Source organism: Mesorhizobium sp. 01N446, assembly GCF_056399285.1.
Window position 1 is genome coordinate 13,010 of sequence record NZ_JBFTRA010000003.1, and the last position, 16,418, is coordinate 29,427.

The window sequence follows — 16,418 nt, forward strand, 5'->3', positions numbered from 1 at the left end:
GGCAATCGGTTTTGCCGTTCCGGGAGCAATGTGCCGATATGGCGCTCAAATTCGATACCAGCTTCGATCCGCACTACGGCCAGGGCGTGAACGTGGCACCGGACGTGCAGCGCGTCACCGTCCGGAACCCCAGCCCCTTCACCTTTCATGGCACCAACAGCTATGTCGTCGGGCGCGACACGCTGGCGGTGATCGATCCCGGGCCGGAAGACGAGGCGCATCTTCAGACCTTGCTCGGCGTGATCGCCGGCAGGCCGGTCAGCCATATCTTCGTCAGCCATACGCATCGCGACCATTCCCCGCTGGCGGCCCGGCTGAAGGAAAGCACCGGCGCGTTGCTGATGGCGGAAGGGCCGCACCGGCCGGCAAGGCCGCTGCATATCGGCGAGACCAATGCGCTCGACGCCAGCGCCGACACCGCCTTCGCTCCCGACATCGCACTGCCGGACGGTGCGCTGGTCGCCGGCGACGGCTGGACGATCCGCACGGTCCTGACCCCCGGCCACACCGCCAATCATGCGGTGTTCGCGCTGGAAGGAACCGGCATCCTGTTTTCGGCAGATCATGTCATGGCGTGGGCGACGTCGATTGTCGCGCCGCCGGACGGGGCGATGGCCGACTACATGGCATCGCTGGACCGGCTGATCGAGCGCGACGACCGCCTGCTGCTTCCTGGCCATGGCGGGCCGGTGACTAAGCCGCGCGCTTTCATGCGCGGACTGAAGACCCATCGCAAGATGCGCGAGCGGGCCATATTGGAGCGGCTCAGAGCCGGGGACCGGACGGTTCCCGATATGGTCAAGGCAATCTACAGGGATACCGATCCCCGGCTGCATGGCGCCGCGGGACTGTCGGTGCTTGCCCATCTCGAGGACCTGGTGGCGCGCGGCACGGTATCGACCGACGCCGCCCCCGCTATCGACGGCATTTTCACGCCGGCCCCGTAGGCCTGCCGGCCCAGGCTCCTATTCGGCCGGCGCCGCTCCGACCTGGCCGGCGACTTCCTGATCCAGTTCCGCCAGGAAATCGGTGATGCGCGCGGCATTGTCGCCGAGGTCGTAGCGGCCGTAACGCGAAGCCGACCGCATGTCGACGATGACGCTGTCGCCATCGTCCGTCACGCGGATCGCCACATCGGCGGGAAGGCCGAGCACGAAGCCCTTGGCGACAGCGGTGATGGTCACGTCGCTTTGCCCGGCAAGGTCGGGATAGGGTTCGGAAAGATCCCAGCTGCGCCGGTCGAGAACGGTTTCGACGGCATTGACGATGGTCTCGAATGGCAGGTCATAGCTGCGCGCGGTGACCAACGGATAGCTGTCGGCCTGCAGCCTCTGTTCGCCTGGCGTAGATGGGGACAGCACATTCATGTCCTTTGTGCGCTCGCTGATGTCGAGCGCGGGCGGCTCGTCGAAATCGGTCGAGATGTCCCGGAGCGGCGGATAGATCGTCGCCCAGTAGGCGGCGACGCCATAGGGGACCAGCACCAGCAGTGCCAGCAAGGCGCCGACGGTCAGGTCGCGGCCGCCCCGGTCACCGAACTTCCACAGTCTCGAAAAGGCAAAGGCGGCGAACAGCAGCGCCAGCGCTGCCAGCAGCGCGACGATGCCGAGCACCCACAGGAACACCGGCGTTTCGACGAGATCGAAGCGGTGGCCGACGAAGTCGGTCAGCAGAAGCACCATTGAAAATGCGGCCGTGCGCCGCGACCAGCCGGCAGCCTTCGACGTTCGCCGTTCGGGAATGCTAACCATTGTTCTCTGCGTTGCCCCAACCCGGACGGAGGTTTAGTGAATTTTCGCGACGGCTTGAAGCCGAAACACGCAACATCCCCTTAATCCGTCGGCAAGCGGTAGTCCCTGAACTGCTGGCGCAAGGTGATCTTCTGGATCTTGCCGGTGGCGGTATGCGGTATTTCGCCGACGAAGGCGACATCGTCGGGCATCCACCACTTGGCCACCTTGCCATCCATGAAACCGAGAATATCCGCCTTGGTCGGCTCCTTGCCCGGCTTGGCGACGACGATTAGCAAGGGCCGCTCGCCCCATTTCGAATGATGGACGCCGATGGCCGCGGCTTCCGCCACGTCCGGATGGCCGACGGCCAGATTCTCGAGGTCGATGGTCGAAATCCATTCGCCGCCGGACTTGATGACGTCCTTGGCCCGATCGGTGATCTGCATGTAGCCGCCGGCGTCGATGTGGGCGACATCTCCCGTGTCGAACCAGCCGTCCTCGTCGAATTGTTCCACCCCGGCGCCACCATAATAGGCGCGAGCGACGGCCGGCCCGCGCACTTTCAGGCGGCCAAAGGTCTTGCCGTCCCAGGGTTGCGGATTGTTCTCGTCATCAGTCACCTTCATTTCGACGCCGAAGGGCGGAAAGCCCTGCTTCTGCTTGACATCGAGCCGGGCCTCGCCCTCGAGAGCGGCGTATTCCGGCTTCAAGGTGCACAGCGTGCCCAGCGGCGACATTTCGGTCATGCCCCAGGCATGGATGACCTGGACGTCGTAATTGTCCTGGAACTTCGTCATGATCGCACGCGGGCAGGACGAGCCGCCGATGACGACCTTGTTCAGGTAGGGAAGCTTCTTGCCGGTCTCCTCCAGATATTGCAGCAGCATCATCCAGACGGTCGGCACGGCGGCACTGAAGGTCACTTTCTCGGCGTCGAGCAGCTCATAGATCGAGGCGCCGTCCATCTTGCAGCCGGGCATCACCAGCTTGGCGCCGATCATCGGGCCGCTCTGGCCAAGGCCCCAGGCATTGGCGTGGAACATCGGCACCACCGGCAGGATCGTGTCGCGCGACGACAGGCCCATCGCGTCAGGCATGGCGGCGATCATGGCGTGCAGCACGTTCGAGCGGTGACTGTAGACGACGCCCTTGGGATCGCCCGTGGTGCCCGATGTGTAGCACATGCCGGCGGCGGTTCCCTCGTCGAAGGTCTTCCAGGCGAAATCGCCATCGACCTCGCCAAGCCACTCCTCATAGGCGACGGCATTGGGCAAGCTCGTCTGCGGCATGTGCGCCTTGTCGGTCAGCACGATCACCTTCTTCAGCGATTTGACGGCGCCGGCGATCTTCTCCAGCAACGGTATGAAGGTAAGATCGACGAAGACGGCCTTGTCCTCGGCATGGTTCATGATCCAGACGATCTGCTCGGGAAACAGGCGCGGATTGAGCGTGTGATAGATGGCGCCGACCCCCATGATGCCGTACCAGGCCTCGAGGTGGCGCGCCGTGTTCCAGGCCAACGTGGCGATGCGGTCGCCCAACCCATAGCCGTCCCGCTCCAGCCGCTGGGCGACCTTGAGAGAACGACGATGGATGTCGGCATAGGTGGTACGCTCGATCGGCCCCTCGATGGAACGCGACACGATCTCGCGTACTCCATGCTGCCGTTCGGCGTTGTCGATAAGCTTGTGGCACAGCAGCGGCCATTCCTGCATCAGCCCCAGCATCCGGTTCCTCCTCCCTCGCGCATTTTGCGTCGTAGCTTTGGCGCATTGTGAAGCGAACCGGCGGATTGTCCAGTCACCCGCTTGCGTGGGACACGAATTTCAGGGCGCGCGCCGCGACGGCAAGCGGTTGAATTCTGGCATGTTTTGGATTTTGGGCCGCCGGGCATTCGTGCCAGCGATATGGCAGGAGGGTCAGACCCGCCACAGGCGCAACAGTGTCCTACCCAACGAAATGACCGGGAAATCCGCCACAATCCGGCCATCGTCGGCGTTAAGCTTCGTTAACGGGTAAAGGGGGCGATTGGCGACTGAAAGAGGTTCGCATGGACACGCAGCTCGACGACAAAGCCCTTGAGAGTACACTTGCCGAAAGCCTGGCCGATCTGGTGCCGGACGAAAAGACTGTTTCCGAAGACGAATTTGTTGAAGTTGTCGGCGGCGCGCTCGAAGCGGTCGGCGGCACGCTGCTGTTCAAGATGTGCGTCCAGAACGAAGGGGAAGGCCAGCACGTCGCGGCCGCATCCGTCGGCGCTGGAGGCAATCGCCAGTTCCTGCTGCTCACCTTGCCGACCGGCGGCGGCTCGCTGAAAGTCGAGACCGTTTCGAGGAGCAGCAACCCGGTGGCCGGCATCGCAGCCGCCTATGCCGGACTGATGGACGCATTCAAGACCGCCGCCTGAGACGCGGCTGTCATTAGAAGCGCTGCAGCGCCACGCCTCGGCGATTGGCGCGCCGGTTTTCGTGATGCGAACGGACCTTGCGCAACAGCTGTGCCCGCCACACTTTAAGGGGCCAGGCAAGGAGAACCAGCATGGACAAGATCGCCAACCCGGCACCCGGCTTCCAGCGCAACCCCGACAAGATCATCACCATCGAACCCTATGTCGGCACCGTCACGGTGCGCGCCGGCGATACGGTCATCGCGCTGTCCACCAAGGCCAAGGTGCTGAGCGAAGCGCCCTATTCTCCTGTCTTCTACATTCCGTTCGCCGACATCGATTTCGCCAAACTCAGCAGCACGCAGCACTCGACCCATTGCCCCTACAAGGGCGATGCCAGCTATTGGAGCGTGGTGCCTGCCGGCGAAACCGGTCAGAATGCGATGTGGGCCTACGAGCGGCCTTTCGACGAGATGACCGAAATCCGCGACCACGGCGCGTTCTACGCCAGCAAGGTGACAGTCGAAGCCACGCCGGGTTGAGCAGCAGGGTCAGTTCCAGGGCGTCCCTGCGGGATCAGTCGGTGGTGCCGTGATTGCCGGTGCCGTCGGCGTCGTCGAGGCGCACGAAGGTCATGCCCTTGTCCTTGAGCGCCAGCAGGCCTTGCACCACGCCCTCGCCGGCGGCATGGGTCGGCTGGTTTATGTGGGCGATGATGACGTCGCCGTCCTTAGCCGCCGCGATGCGCCTGGCGGCTTCCTTGGCGCCCAGCAGCGAGCCGCCATCGCCATTGATCGAGAAGCCGGCAATCTTGAAGCCGAGCTTGCGGATCATCGCGATCGCCGAAGGGCTGTATTCGGCGGTGGCGCCGCGGAACCATTTCGGCGCCGGCTGACCGGTCCTGGCAAGCGCCGCGGCCCCCGACTCGACCTCGGCCAGCACGGCATCCGGGCTGCCGGCGCTCTTTATGCCATAGATCCTCTGCGGCGTGTCGACCGCCGGAATGTGGCGGCCGCCGTGATTTTCCAGTTCGAAAAGATCGGGATGCGCCCGCATGATCTCGACGGCCGCGGTATTTCGCTTCAGCCAGATTCCGGTGACGAAAATGGTGGCCGGGATCTTGTTTTCCACCAGCGCCGAGAGGATGCGCGTATCGGTGTGTCCGTCACAGGCATCAAGCGTCAGCGCAACGCGACCCGCTCCGCTTGCCGCTGGCTTGATGTGCAGCGTGGGTTCGACCAGCGGCGCTGCATGAGCGCTGGGTGCAGCCGCCAGCGACATGGCGATCATGCAGAGATGTCTTTGCAGCAGACGCATCAAACCCGAATTCCCGATTGGCGATTTCAAGCCGGTATCCAAAGCCCCGCATGAAGGCGGAAATCGGGACGATGGATAGCAGAAAAATGCTCGGCGCGGCAATTTGACTGCCCGCCGCTGCTCAGACAGCGCGTTCCCGCTTCATCTCAGTGACAGGCTTCACCTGCAGCTATCCGCGCCCGGTTTTCGCCAGTTGCACCGCGGCCTGCGCCGCCGCCAGCCTGGCGATCGGCACGCGATAGGGCGAGCACGACACGTAGTCGAGCCCGACTTCCTCGCAGAAGCGGATCGATGCCGGGTCGCCGCCATGCTCGCCGCAGATGCCGAGCTTGATGTCCGGCCGCGTCGCCCTGCCCTTTTGCGCGGCCATGCGCACCAGTTCGCCGACGCCATCGATGTCGAGCGAGACGAAGGGATCCTGCTCGATGATGCCTTTCTGGCGGTAGGTCTCCAGGAACGAGGCCGCATCGTCGCGCGAGATGCCGAACGTGGTCTGGGTGAGATCGTTGGTGCCGAAGGAGAAGAACTCGGCGGATTCGGCGATCACATGGGCACGGATCGCCGCGCGTGGCAGTTCGATCATCGTGCCGGTGAGGTAATCGATCTTGACGCCGCTCTCTTCCATGACGCTCTTGGCGACCGCATCGATGCGCGCCTTCACATAGTCGAGTTCCTTCACCAGGCCAACCAGCGGCACCATAATCTCGGGCACTACCAACGCACCGGCTTTCTGACCGGCTACTACAGCCGCCTCGAAAATGGCGCGCGCCTGCATCTCGGCGATCTCGGGATAGGAGACGGCGAGACGGCAGCCGCGATGGCCGAGCATCGGGTTGAATTCGTGCAGGGCCTCGGTGCGCTGCCTGAGCTTGTCGGGCGATACATTCATGACGGCCGCGACCTCGGCGATTTCGGCCTCGGTCTTGGGCAGGAATTCGTGCAGCGGCGGATCGAGCAGGCGGATCGTCACCGGCAAGCCGGCCATGATCTCGAACAGTTCCAGGAAATCCGAGCGCTGCATGGGCAGAAGCTTCGCGAGGGCGGCGCGCCGGTCCTTTTCGGTATCGGCCAGGATCATCTCGCGCATGGCGACGATGCGGGCGCCGTCGAAGAACATGTGCTCGGTGCGGCAAAGCCCGATGCCCTCGGCGCCGAAAGAGCGCGCCATGCGGGCATCGAGCGGGGTTTCAGCGTTGGTGCGCACCTTCATGCGGCGCACGGCGTCGGCCCATTCCATGATGGCGGCGAAATCACCGGACAGTTCAGGCTGCAGCATCGCCACGGCGCCCTTCAGCACCTGGCCGTTGCCGCCGTCGATGGTGATGATGTCGCCCTTGCGGAAGGTCTGCCCCATCGAGAGCAGCGTGCCGGCCTTGTAGTCGACGCGCAGCGAGCCGGCGCCCGACACGCAAGGCTTGCCCATGCCGCGCGCGACGACTGCGGCATGGCTGGTCATGCCGCCGCGCGTGGTCAGGATGCCCTCGGCCGCATGCATGCCGTGGATGTCCTCGGGGCTGGTCTCGATGCGCACCAGGATCGCCTTGCGGCCCTGGGCTTTCAGATCCTCGGCCTCACCGGAGGAAAAGACAATCTCGCCGGTGGCAGCGCCAGGCGACGCCGGCAGGCCGACGCCGATGACATCGCGCGCGGCCTTCGGGTCGATGGTCGGGTGCAGCAATTGGTCGAGCGAGGCCGGATCGATGCGGGCGACGGCTTCCTCCTTCGTGATCAGGCCGTCCCTTGCCATTTCGACGGCAATCTTCAGCGCCGCCTTGGCGGTGCGCTTGCCCGACCGGGTCTGCAGCATCCACAACTTGCCGCGCTCGATGGTGAATTCGAGGTCCTGCATGTCGCGATAGTGCTTTTCCAGACTGTCGGAGATGGTGACGAAGGACTGGAAGGCATCCGGCATCAGCTTCTGCAGCGACGGCTTGTCGGAGCCCGCGGCGATACGGGCGGCCTCGGTGATGTTCTGCGGCGTGCGGATGCCGGCGACGACATCCTCGCCCTGCGCGTTCACCAGGAACTCGCCATAGAGCTGCTTTTCGCCGGTCGACGGGTTGCGCGTGAAGGCAACGCCGGTGGCCGATGTCTCGCCCATATTGCCGAACACCATGGCCTGGACGTTGACCGCCGTGCCCCAGCTTTCGGGAATGTCGTGCAGGCGCCGATAGGTGATGGCGCGGTTGTTCATCCAGCTCGAGAACACCGCGCCGATGGCGCCCCAGAGCTGCTCCTGCGGATCCTGCGGGAACGGCCTGCCGAGTTCTTCCTCGACCTTGGCCTTGTAGAGCGCGATCACGCCTTGCCATTCGATGGCCGTCAGCTCGGTGTCGAGCTCGTGGCCGAGGCTGGCCTTCTGGTCTTCGAGGATCTCCTCGAACACCTCGTGGTCGAGGCCCATGACGACATCGGAATACATCTGGATGAAGCGGCGGTAGCTGTCATAGGCAAAGCGCGCATCGCCGGAATCGGTGGCCAGCGCCTCGACCGTCTCGTCGTTGAGGCCAAGATTGAGCACGGTGTCCATCATGCCCGGCATCGAGGCGCGGGCTCCGGAGCGCACCGACACCAAGAGCAGCTTCGACGGATCGCCGAACCGGCGGCCGGTCAGCCGGCCGATCTGATCGAGCGCGACCGCGACATCGGCTTCCAACCCCGCCGGATAGGCGCGGCCATTGGCATAGTAGGCATTGCAGACCTCGGTGGTGATGGTGAAGCCCGGCGGCACCGGCAGGCCCAGGCTGCACATCTCGGCCAGGTTGGCGCCCTTGCCGCCCAGCAGATTCTTGTCGCCGGCACGGCCTTCCGCCGCACCGTCGCCAAAGGTGAAAACCCATTTGGTCATGCTTTGCTCTCCGGTTGCAGGAGATTGGAAAGATTGGCGAAACGGAAAGTTCCACCCTGGTCCGACTTTGGAGCGATATGATGCTGCAGTGCGAAAGGCAAGCGCCCGGCAGAGCCGTCCCGTCGCTACAATCGATTAAGAAAAAGCCCTGCCCGGGCATGCGGCAAAAAGACTTGCCACCTCACGGTTCGACGACTAGAACATAAAGGGAACAAGAGGTGTCCCATGAAACTGACCGGAAAACTCGACTATCTCGAAATGCCGGCGACCGGCGGCACGCTGGACCGGTTGAAGGCTTTCTACAGTTCCGCCTTTGCCTGGTCGTTCACCGACTATGGGCCGACCTATTCGGCCTTTGCCGAGGGCCTGGATGGCGGTTTTCAGGCCGATGCCGCGGAAGCACCGGCCAAGCCGCTGCCCGTGCTCTATAGCGACGACCTCGAGGAAACGCTGAGGGCCGTCGAAAGTGCAGGCGGAACGATCGTCAAGCCGATCTTCCCGTTCCCCGGCGGCCGGCGCTTCCATTTTGTCGATCCGGCCGGCAATGAACTGGCTGTCTGGGGTGAGTAGCCCGCTCGAATGGGATCGGGCGGCATTGTGGATTGCTCGATTTGTGCATTCCTGCCATCGCTCATAAGCATTGTGCTTTTCGGCCGCTCTGCTAATAACGCGCCGCACAAGCGACTCTGACGGCTATTGGGGCGTCGCCAAGTGGTAAGGCATCGGTTTTTGGTACCGACATTCCCAGGTTCGAATCCTGGCGCCCCAGCCAAACTGGACTCCCTGTCGATAAAGCTGCCTGCTGTGCACCCATTGCTGCGCCGGCCACGACCGTTTCCGCAAGTAGATCAAACGGTTGTCTAAAGACGGCGTGAACTTCGCCTTTGTCCCATTTGCAGTTCGACAGCACCAGATTCAGGAGTCGATTTTTCTCGTGCGCAGGCTGTTTCGCAAACAGTCGGCTGGCGTTGCGTGCCAGTTCCAACAGCCGGATGCCATCCTCCATGTACGATTCCTCGGCGCTACCATGACGCTCTATCTCGCGAAGCAGCCGCGCCTGTTCGATCCGCCACTGCGCTGACATCCGATCGTAAAAGGCGTTGTCGATGCGGCCATCGAGCTTGTCGAGATACATGGCATGCAGCCGATCCTCGAGCCGCTTGTACTCGACCTGACATCGATGGATCGCTTGTTCATGCTCGCGGCGCTCGTCGGCATGGCTGGCCAAGAGGCCTGCCTTTACCCATTCCAGTATCTCTTCGTCGAAATGCAAACGGTCAAGCAGGTTGGCGAATGTCTGGTCGAGCACCTCCTCGCGAACATATTTGCGGCGGCAATCACCGTATCCACCCCGACCTTTGTTGGTATGCCCTGTGCAGTGATAATAGACGTATTTGCTCTTCTTGATCTCGGCCACGATGGCGCAGCCGCATTCGGTGCAGGTTATCAAGCCGGTGAAGGCGAACTCTTTTCCTATCGGGTGGGTCGGCACCGCATTGCGGCCTGTCAGAACGCCCTGTACGCGCTCCCATAGTTGGATTGATACGAGAGGTTCGTGCTTGCCCTCGTGCAGTTTGCCGTTCCACTGGAACAGTCCGGTATAGAGGCGGTTGCGCAGGATCATATGCACGGTGCTGACCGGAACCAGGTTGCCGCTCTTGGGATAAATCAGCCCCTCGCCATGGGCTGCCTTAGCCAAGGCCTTGAGCGAATACCGGCCGGTTGCGTAACGCTCGAACAGCTGTGTGACGACTGGAGCCAGTTCAGGATGCGGCTCAATAACCTTTCTGCCATCCTTCCCAGTGGTGTTGATATAGCCCAGCGGAGCCTTTGTCGGCCATATGCCCTGCTCCGCCTTCTCCATCTGCCCCTTGCGGGCTTCTTCTGACAGGTTGTCGATATAGTTCTTGGCCATCAAGACCTTGATGCCGTGCATAAACTTTTCCGACGAGCGTGAGTCGCGCGAAAGTATCACGCCCTCCTTCGCAAGGTGGATTTCGACATCCAACTCGTCGAGCGTGACCCAGTCTTTCAGATTTCGATAAAGCCGGTCTGTCTTCTCCACCAAGACAATCTGGATGCCGGGATGCTTGCGCAGATATTTGACCATTTCGGTGAAGTTGGTCCGGCCGGTGGTCTTGGCCGTCTCAACGTCCACAAACTCCTGCGCAATATCGAACCGCTGTTGTTGGGCATAATCGCGCAACAGCTTGCATTGAGCCGGGATGGAGAAACCTTCCTTGTCCTGCTCCTTGGAGGATACGCGGGCGTAAAGCAGCGCCTTTGTAAGACCTGCGGGCCTTGCGACCTTCATAAGTCGCTGGTTCATCGTAGACGCCTCCTTCCCTCCATGGTCATCGCATCTGCCGCCGGACTGAGCCGGCGATGAGGGAGCCATGAAGCGCCTGCTATTCGCCCCGGTCAATTCGGTCCCATTCGGCGAGGATGCGAAAGAAGCCACCGAGATTATCGACGATCTGCCGGGCATCTTCCGTTGAGAGGGGCCGCTCCATGCGGGCCTCAAACAAACGGACCGTTCGTTCCAGAAATGCTTCGTCAATGGCGCGTTGGCGCGAAAACAGATTGGTTTGGGCGTTGCGTTCAACGCTGCGTTTTGAACCGCGTCGCTTCGCTTTCACCAGTTCCGTCCCGACCACATCCGCATCGGGACAAGATTCGCTGAAATTGCCTCAGCGGCGAATGGCCGTTATGTGCGCTTGCGTATCCTTTTCTACTTTGTATCAATCCCAGCGGCCGGTTGCTGACCAAAATGAAGGTCTGCGGTGCACTTTCCGAGACCGATCAAATCGGCCGCGATTGCTTGATATCGCCGACAGTCCGCCTGAACGATGGATCGATCAGGTCGCTCAAGCGGCACACTTCCGGTGATTTCCTTCAAGTCATGCAGGATCGACTCGATATGCGGCCAGGGAAAATCTGTTGGGTCGTCGATGTCGCGATCTGCGCCCATGACTATCTCCAGCTTGGCGACAACGCCGAGAAGTGAGTGTGCGGGCGTACGCGGAAGTCTATCCTGAATCTTCAAAGCCGCTGTCGCGGCCTCGACTTCCGCTTCGCAGACGATCGAGTAACCAACATTCGCATCCGTCGGCGCCGGACAAACTGCGCCGAGAACGCGCGTTTCCAGGCGTTGCTGAAGTCGGCAGAGGACCTGCGAGACATGCTGTGCCCGCAACCAGTCTCCTAGCAGCGCAAGCGCCGGATCTGCTTCGTCGGAACGAGCAGATCTTTTTGTAGCCTGCTCGCCACCTCCCTCGAGCGTGACGGAAGACAAAGTCATGCTATTGTCGGAATCAGCCATGATCCGAGCTCCACAACAGCTTGCACGTGGCCAGGCCGGATCGGTGTTGCATCACCTATCCGGCCGCCCAATTGAAATCGAGACTACACAAAGTGCAGCATATGATCAATCAAAATCACTATATTATGGTGATTTTATGAACCCGGTGCAGTGTCGCATGGCACGAGCTGCATTAGGCTGGGGCGTTTTAGAGCTTGCTAAGGAGGCCGGCGTCTCAACTCAAACGGTTGTGCGATTCGAACGAGGCGAGACCTTGAAACAGTCCACAATAGTTCAGCTTAAAGCAACGTTCGAAGCAGCCGGAATAGAGTTCATTGCAGAGAATGGCGGTGGCCCTGGTGTGCGCTTGTCACGCGGTAATGCAAACACCTAGCCGAAGGCCGCACCTGCGGGCTGCACTAAGGATTATCTGTTTCCGATCAATGTCAGCAACGCGCCCAATCTCGGCCGTTCATAACAAAATCTGAGATGCCTAAAGCGGACATAGCTTTACCAAGCGCCGAAACCTGACTTCCAGAAAAGAAGAGTAGCGAGCGGAACTAGGACCAAACGCTAACGATCAGCGACGCCCACCCAGTGCTTGGGCGAGATTCAGCTCCGCTTTCGCTGGGGCGGATGGTGAGTTGGGCACCGGATTAAACTGGACTTGGCAGTAGGTGCCTCCGCCGGTTCGGCTGTGATCGAAACGATCGGCGTTGCTACTTGGGGGCTTACGTAGAAGAGTTCAGTGATAAGATTCTATGCGCTCGGTTTGATAGTCCGTGTGAGGAAAGCCATGCCCGAAAATAGCATTGGAAAAAAGATTCGCCTGGCTCGGCATTTTTTCCTGCTTGTCGCTGTTGTTTCGATCGTGATGCTACCGCTCGCTTGGTGGATAGATCATTGCATCACTGTCACTGCTGCGGGGGTACCGGGCGGGGATGCTGGCCCCAGCAGAATCCAAGCGGTCGTAGCAATTGCACTCGTGTGGGCGATCATTCTGAGTGCGCTCGTTCTGGCCTTCCGAGGCCACGACATAATCGATGTGCTTAGAAACCCTCGACCCGATATCCTAAACCAAAAAGAGATCGGCCAGCGCATCCACGATGGCCCAGCACAAATGCTCACCTTCGTGATGCTGCGCCTCGACGAGCTTGACGACCTGTTGCGGCATACAGAAGGCACGACGGAAACGGAGGCCAGACAAATCATTCAGGACGTGAAGTCAGCGAGCCTCGAAGCCCTGAACGATCTCAGACAGATTTCGCGGGAGCTGCTGACGTGACAAGCCCGAGTTGGTGTCCGATGGGGCTTAGGGAAGTCTACCTTAAAGATGCTGCAGCGATTGGCAGCTCGGTACGGCATCGCATGGAGCTATTCTGCAGCCGGCGCCAGAACTGCAGCGGTTTTGCCCGTTGCTCCGGTTGCAATTCCTAAGACGCGAAAGAGCTCATCCCGTTTGAAGGGCTTGCTCAAGAAATCATCCATACCTGCCTGCAGGCAAGCTTCCCGGTCGCTGGCATATGCGCTGGCCGTCAAGGCGACGATGCGGGCTCGGCGACGTTCGGTAACTAACGTCGCCTCAATCTCCCGGATCCTGGACGCGGCACGCATCCCGTCGAGTTTCGGCATCGAACAATCCATCAGAATTGCGTCAAAGCTGGTGCGACGGGCCTCGGCTACCGCTTCCTCGCCATCACTGGCCACTTGCACGAGACAACCAGACTGCCGAAGCGTTTCCTCAAGAAGTCCACGGACACGTTCATTGTCTTCGGCGATTAGGACGCTCATCCTCGGCCCTGCCGCGATCGAGAGGCTCCGCTTCGTATGCGAGGTATTGAGCCCGCTCGCGGGAGAGGCTGTGGCGGAAGGCCCGGCAGCGACGCTAAACCGGAAATGGGCACCATGTGGATGGGCCTCACTGACTTCGATGGTACCGCCGAGTAACTCGACGAGCTGACGGCTGATCGCCAGGCCAAGGCCGGACCCGTCCGAATTGGCACCGCGATAGAATTCCTCGAAGATGTGCTCGCGATCAACCTCTGCGATTCCCGAGCCAGTGTCCACGACATCGAACGCGAGAACACCGGATACATTGCTGCTGATCCTGACGGTCACCCCGCCGGCCTGGGTATGCTTCAATCCGTTCGCGATCAGGTTTACTAGGATCTGGCGAATGCGCGCCGGATCTGACCAGTAACGGGTTGGGGTGGTCGGAGCGCATTCGATGGTCACCCTCAAACCCTTGCGGTCGGCGACGGCCCGCATCATGTCACATGTTTCTGAGACCAAAACCGAAGGCGCGAATTCGACCGAATTGATGTTCAGCCTGCCGTCCTCGATTGCCGAAAGGTCGAGCACTTGGTTGACGATCTCGAGCAACGTCTGGCTGGCGTGATCTATGATCTCAAGCTTGGCCCGCGCACGCCGGTCGGGCCGGCTGGATCTCAGCAGCTCCGCCGCACTGACGATCGCATGCATAGGCGTCCTGATCTCGTGGCTGACGCGGGCGAGAAACTGGGTTTTTGCCGAACTCGCCTCCTCGGCAATCTTTTTGGCGCTGGCCAGTTCGGCCGTGCGTTCGTCAATGCGCGATGCCAGGTCTCGATTGTGCCTTTCCACCGTTGAGCCCCTATGAGCAAGCCATCGGAGGGCGGCAGCCAGGGCTAGGCTCCCCAAACCCAGGATGATGACTTCGGTGCGGAAACGCTCATTGATCGACTGAACAGCGGGGGACTCCAGAAACACTGCCGTCGGCACTGCGGACCAAAGGCTCCATCCTCCCGCCACGTCTGGAAAGTCGAGCGGAGTCGAGCTGGCATAGGCGAGGGTGTCGGGGCTTGGTTCGGCCCGCGGCGAAATCTTTTTCCAAAGTTGGCCGTCACGAGCCCCCTTGTAGAAGCCGAGCCTGTCATTGCCAAGCGCATAGCCATCGCTTGGCAGAATTTCAGTGAGGACGTCGGAAAGGACAACTGCCGTAACGATCCCGCGCAGTTCCCCGTCAAACCCGAAGAATGGGACTGAATAGACGAGGCCCTTGCGGTCGTTTTCATCAGGCATAGTGGGCGAATAATGTGTATTGTCGCACGTAATTACTTCACCACTGATAATTGCTGGGTAATCTAGATCAGGAATTGCGCTCTCTATTTTATATTTTCTTGCTAAATAGTCTAGTTGCACTTTCATAGTACGATATTCAAATTTTTCTATTTCTTCTACCTTTCTTCTTTCTATAGCGGCTGCGCGCGACGGAGTCTGGTCGGCATTCTTACCAACTATCAGTTCATCAAACGTCATAAGCGGCGCTTCTGGCGTCGCCGGGTCGCTGTCGATGCGATCCGGATCGAAATTGGCTGGCACTATATAGAGTTCCGAAACCGAAAGATTTTCCGCCAGATTGTTGTAGATTTCCTGGGCGCTGACCCTTGCATCCTCGTGCAAGGAATGAGACTCCGAACTCAGCGCTCGCACGGTCGGCAAGCGGGCGATGGTGCGAATGCCCTGGTACATCTGGCGGAAGCTGGCCTCGATGTCGACAGCAACCGCCTGAGTCTTGGCTTGGTTCTCCGYTTGGAATGCGCGCTTCGCGGCTTCGATATCCATCTCCCTCGCGGTGCTGAACTGGAACCAAAGGAGACAGCCGATCGAGATCAGCAGTAGATAGCCGCCCAACTCGATCCAGGAGAGACGCGCGTCGCGCATTGATCTCAGGCTCCCTACGGCAGGCCTTCACTTGCCTGCCAACTCGCCGAAAGGATTTGGATGACGCCTCACCGTTTGGCAGCGGATATCAACGCAGCACCACATCGATGGCGGTTCCCAACGCGTCAATTCCCCAGAGACGGAGTTACCCCGCGCAGCTTTTGCGCCGCGATTACCGCCGAAACACGGTTAGTGACCCCATACTTCTGCAGAATGCCCGACATATAGTATTTGACGGTCTTTTCACTGATCTCCAGTTTCTCCCCAATCTCTCGATTGGTGAGACCTTCCTCGACGGCTTTCATGATTTGAGCTTCGCGGTGCGTAAGATGGTCGATGGAAGAAGCCTGCTGGACGTTAAGTTGTGCGGCCTGGAGCAGTTTTGTCGCAAATTCGGGTGAAACGAACGACTCGTCGTTGGCCACCGTCCACATAGCCTTCTTGAGGTCGCCAGCGCTTACGCCCTTGAGCACATAGCCTTTAGCGCCAGCGTTCAAAGCGACGATGGCGGTGGTTGCCAAATCGCAAACTGTCAAGATCATGCATCGAACGGAAGGCACCTGCACGACGATGCGCTTCAACGCCTCCATGCCCCCCCCCGGAATCCCCAGATCGAGAAGCATGATCTGCGGTCGCCAACGTTCGGCGATTTCCAAAGCTTCACGCGCGGTGCTGCCTTCCGCGACCAGATTGAACCCTGCCTCGCCCGAAATGACCGCGCTCAAGCCCCGCCGCACGATCGGGTGATCGTCGACAATTGCAACCGTCACGTTATCCAACTCGCCCACGCCTACCCCCAACGCATTGCTCAAGGCGTATTCCGACCGAGAGCACTAACCCAGCATTGAAACCCCAACAGCCTCAAGCACCCGACTTATACGTTAGACCTCTCTTAAATAGATGTCAACGCATGTCAAAATCACCGCGAATGCAGAATTTTACAGTAAAATATTCGTAAATAGCGTATTATATATTTAAAAGTTTAAGACATAAGCTCGCGTTATGTTTGACAATAAAGCGCTTTTTCAAATATACGATTTTTAATACGACCAATATTTGGCTGAGTAGATACCGAAAATTTCAGGTCGTGGTTAAATTAACTATCCGGACGAACCGTTAATGCGGCTGCAT

The 16,418-nt window shown here is 60.2% G+C and carries 15 protein-coding genes, 1 tRNA gene and 1 pseudogene; 8 read left to right on the forward strand and 9 right to left on the reverse strand.

Features of this window, described 5'->3' with window-relative positions; genetic code table 11:
• Positions 1–38 precede the first annotated feature (38 nt).
• Complete coding sequence (locus tag AC1DPX_RS14355; protein ID WP_477237549.1) at positions 39–947, forward strand: MBL fold metallo-hydrolase; 909 nt, start codon at positions 39–41, stop codon at positions 945–947.
• Positions 948–965: 18 nt separating this feature from the next.
• Here the strand turns inward: AC1DPX_RS14355 and AC1DPX_RS14360 are convergent, their stop codons facing one another.
• Both AC1DPX_RS14360 and AC1DPX_RS14365 read right to left on the reverse strand, forming a co-directional pair.
• Positions 966–1,751, reverse strand: coding sequence for a DUF1499 domain-containing protein (locus AC1DPX_RS14360; RefSeq protein ID WP_477237551.1), 786 nt, complete (start codon positions 1,749–1,751; stop codon positions 966–968).
• Between the two features lie 80 nt (positions 1,752–1,831).
• Complete coding sequence (locus tag AC1DPX_RS14365) at positions 1,832–3,460, reverse strand: fatty-acid--CoA ligase (RefSeq protein WP_477237553.1); 1,629 nt, start codon at positions 3,458–3,460, stop codon at positions 1,832–1,834.
• Positions 3,461–3,783: 323 nt separating this feature from the next.
• Here AC1DPX_RS14365 and AC1DPX_RS14370 point away from each other — a divergent pair, with 323 nt between their 5' ends.
• Together AC1DPX_RS14370 and AC1DPX_RS14375 are read left to right on the forward strand one after the other, a co-directional pair.
• On the forward strand, positions 3,784–4,140 hold the full coding sequence (locus AC1DPX_RS14370; RefSeq protein WP_010914922.1) for a hypothetical protein: 357 nt from the start codon (positions 3,784–3,786) through the stop codon (positions 4,138–4,140).
• Between the two features lie 131 nt (positions 4,141–4,271).
• Complete coding sequence (locus AC1DPX_RS14375) at positions 4,272–4,661, forward strand: DUF427 domain-containing protein (protein WP_202355270.1); 390 nt, start codon at positions 4,272–4,274, stop codon at positions 4,659–4,661.
• A gap of 34 nt (positions 4,662–4,695) precedes the next feature.
• Here AC1DPX_RS14375 and AC1DPX_RS14380 read toward each other — a convergent pair whose 3' ends face one another.
• Positions 4,696–5,436 (reverse strand): polysaccharide deacetylase family protein, encoded by a 741-nt coding sequence (locus AC1DPX_RS14380; RefSeq protein WP_202355271.1) that lies wholly within the window; start codon positions 5,434–5,436, stop codon positions 4,696–4,698.
• 169 nt (positions 5,437–5,605) lie between these two features.
• Positions 5,606–8,284 (reverse strand): pyruvate, phosphate dikinase, encoded by a 2,679-nt coding sequence (ppdK, locus tag AC1DPX_RS14385; RefSeq protein WP_202355272.1) that lies wholly within the window; start codon positions 8,282–8,284, stop codon positions 5,606–5,608.
• Positions 8,285–8,509: 225 nt separating this feature from the next.
• Between ppdK and AC1DPX_RS14390 the strand changes: the two genes are divergently transcribed.
• The 3 genes from AC1DPX_RS14390 to AC1DPX_RS14400 all read left to right on the forward strand — a co-directional run bounded on the left by AC1DPX_RS14390 (position 8,510) and on the right by AC1DPX_RS14400 (position 9,365).
• On the forward strand, positions 8,510–8,854 hold the full coding sequence (locus AC1DPX_RS14390) for a VOC family protein (RefSeq protein WP_477237555.1): 345 nt from the start codon (positions 8,510–8,512) through the stop codon (positions 8,852–8,854).
• Positions 8,855–8,981: 127 nt separating this feature from the next.
• Positions 8,982–9,056, forward strand: a tRNA-Gln gene (locus AC1DPX_RS14395).
• Between the two features lie 99 nt (positions 9,057–9,155).
• A complete protein-coding gene (locus tag AC1DPX_RS14400; protein WP_477237557.1) occupies positions 9,156–9,365 on the forward strand; it encodes a hypothetical protein in 210 nt (69 codons plus the stop codon).
• 261 nt (positions 9,366–9,626) lie between these two features.
• Here AC1DPX_RS14400 and AC1DPX_RS14405 read toward each other — a convergent pair.
• The 3 genes and pseudogenes from AC1DPX_RS14405 to AC1DPX_RS14415 all read right to left on the reverse strand — a co-directional run.
• Positions 9,627–10,772: pseudogene (locus AC1DPX_RS14405) on the reverse strand (recombinase family protein); the annotation flags it as partial.
• Complete coding sequence (locus tag AC1DPX_RS14410) at positions 10,693–10,923, reverse strand: hypothetical protein (protein ID WP_477237558.1); 231 nt, start codon at positions 10,921–10,923, stop codon at positions 10,693–10,695. The gene AC1DPX_RS14410 and the pseudogene AC1DPX_RS14405, both read right to left, overlap by 80 nt.
• A 92-nt stretch (positions 10,924–11,015) precedes the next feature.
• On the reverse strand, positions 11,016–11,606 hold the full coding sequence (locus AC1DPX_RS14415) for a hypothetical protein (RefSeq protein WP_477237560.1): 591 nt from the start codon (positions 11,604–11,606) through the stop codon (positions 11,016–11,018).
• A 136-nt stretch (positions 11,607–11,742) separates the two neighbouring features.
• Here AC1DPX_RS14415 and AC1DPX_RS14420 point away from each other — a divergent pair, with 136 nt between their 5' ends.
• Positions 11,743–11,979, forward strand: coding sequence for a helix-turn-helix transcriptional regulator (locus AC1DPX_RS14420; RefSeq protein WP_322419279.1), 237 nt, complete (start codon positions 11,743–11,745; stop codon positions 11,977–11,979).
• A gap of 402 nt (positions 11,980–12,381) precedes the next feature.
• Positions 12,382–12,870 (forward strand): histidine kinase, encoded by a 489-nt coding sequence (locus AC1DPX_RS14425; protein ID WP_477237562.1) that lies wholly within the window; start codon positions 12,382–12,384, stop codon positions 12,868–12,870.
• A gap of 89 nt (positions 12,871–12,959) precedes the next feature.
• Here AC1DPX_RS14425 and AC1DPX_RS14430 read toward each other — a convergent pair whose 3' ends face one another.
• Entirely contained in the window at positions 12,960–15,287 is a 2,328-nt protein-coding gene (locus tag AC1DPX_RS14430; RefSeq protein ID WP_477237564.1) for a response regulator, read from the reverse strand.
• Positions 15,288–15,412: 125 nt separating this feature from the next.
• Complete coding sequence (locus tag AC1DPX_RS14435; RefSeq protein WP_477237566.1) at positions 15,413–16,099, reverse strand: response regulator; 687 nt, start codon at positions 16,097–16,099, stop codon at positions 15,413–15,415.
• Positions 16,100–16,418: the final 319 nt, after the last annotated feature.

Excerpts from the sequence above, each read along its gene's own strand:
- AC1DPX_RS14355 (WP_477237549.1), top strand. The coding sequence starts at position 39 with ATGGCGCTCAAATTCGATACCAGCTTCGATCCGCACTACGGCCAGGGC.
- AC1DPX_RS14360 (WP_477237551.1), bottom strand. The coding sequence starts at position 1,751 with ATGGTTAGCATTCCCGAACGGCGAACGTCGAAGGCTGCCGGCTGGTCG.
- AC1DPX_RS14365 (WP_477237553.1), bottom strand. The coding sequence starts at position 3,460 with ATGCTGGGGCTGATGCAGGAATGGCCGCTGCTGTGCCACAAGCTTATC.
- AC1DPX_RS14370 (WP_010914922.1), top strand. The coding sequence starts at position 3,784 with ATGGACACGCAGCTCGACGACAAAGCCCTTGAGAGTACACTTGCCGAA.
- AC1DPX_RS14375 (WP_202355270.1), top strand. The coding sequence starts at position 4,272 with ATGGACAAGATCGCCAACCCGGCACCCGGCTTCCAGCGCAACCCCGAC.
- AC1DPX_RS14380 (WP_202355271.1), bottom strand. The coding sequence starts at position 5,436 with ATGCGTCTGCTGCAAAGACATCTCTGCATGATCGCCATGTCGCTGGCG.
- ppdK (WP_202355272.1), bottom strand. The coding sequence starts at position 8,284 with ATGACCAAATGGGTTTTCACCTTTGGCGACGGTGCGGCGGAAGGCCGT.
- AC1DPX_RS14390 (WP_477237555.1), top strand. The coding sequence starts at position 8,510 with ATGAAACTGACCGGAAAACTCGACTATCTCGAAATGCCGGCGACCGGC.
- AC1DPX_RS14415 (WP_477237560.1), bottom strand. The coding sequence starts at position 11,606 with ATGGCTGATTCCGACAATAGCATGACTTTGTCTTCCGTCACGCTCGAG.
- AC1DPX_RS14420 (WP_322419279.1), top strand. The coding sequence starts at position 11,743 with ATGAACCCGGTGCAGTGTCGCATGGCACGAGCTGCATTAGGCTGGGGC.
- AC1DPX_RS14425 (WP_477237562.1), top strand. The coding sequence starts at position 12,382 with ATGCCCGAAAATAGCATTGGAAAAAAGATTCGCCTGGCTCGGCATTTT.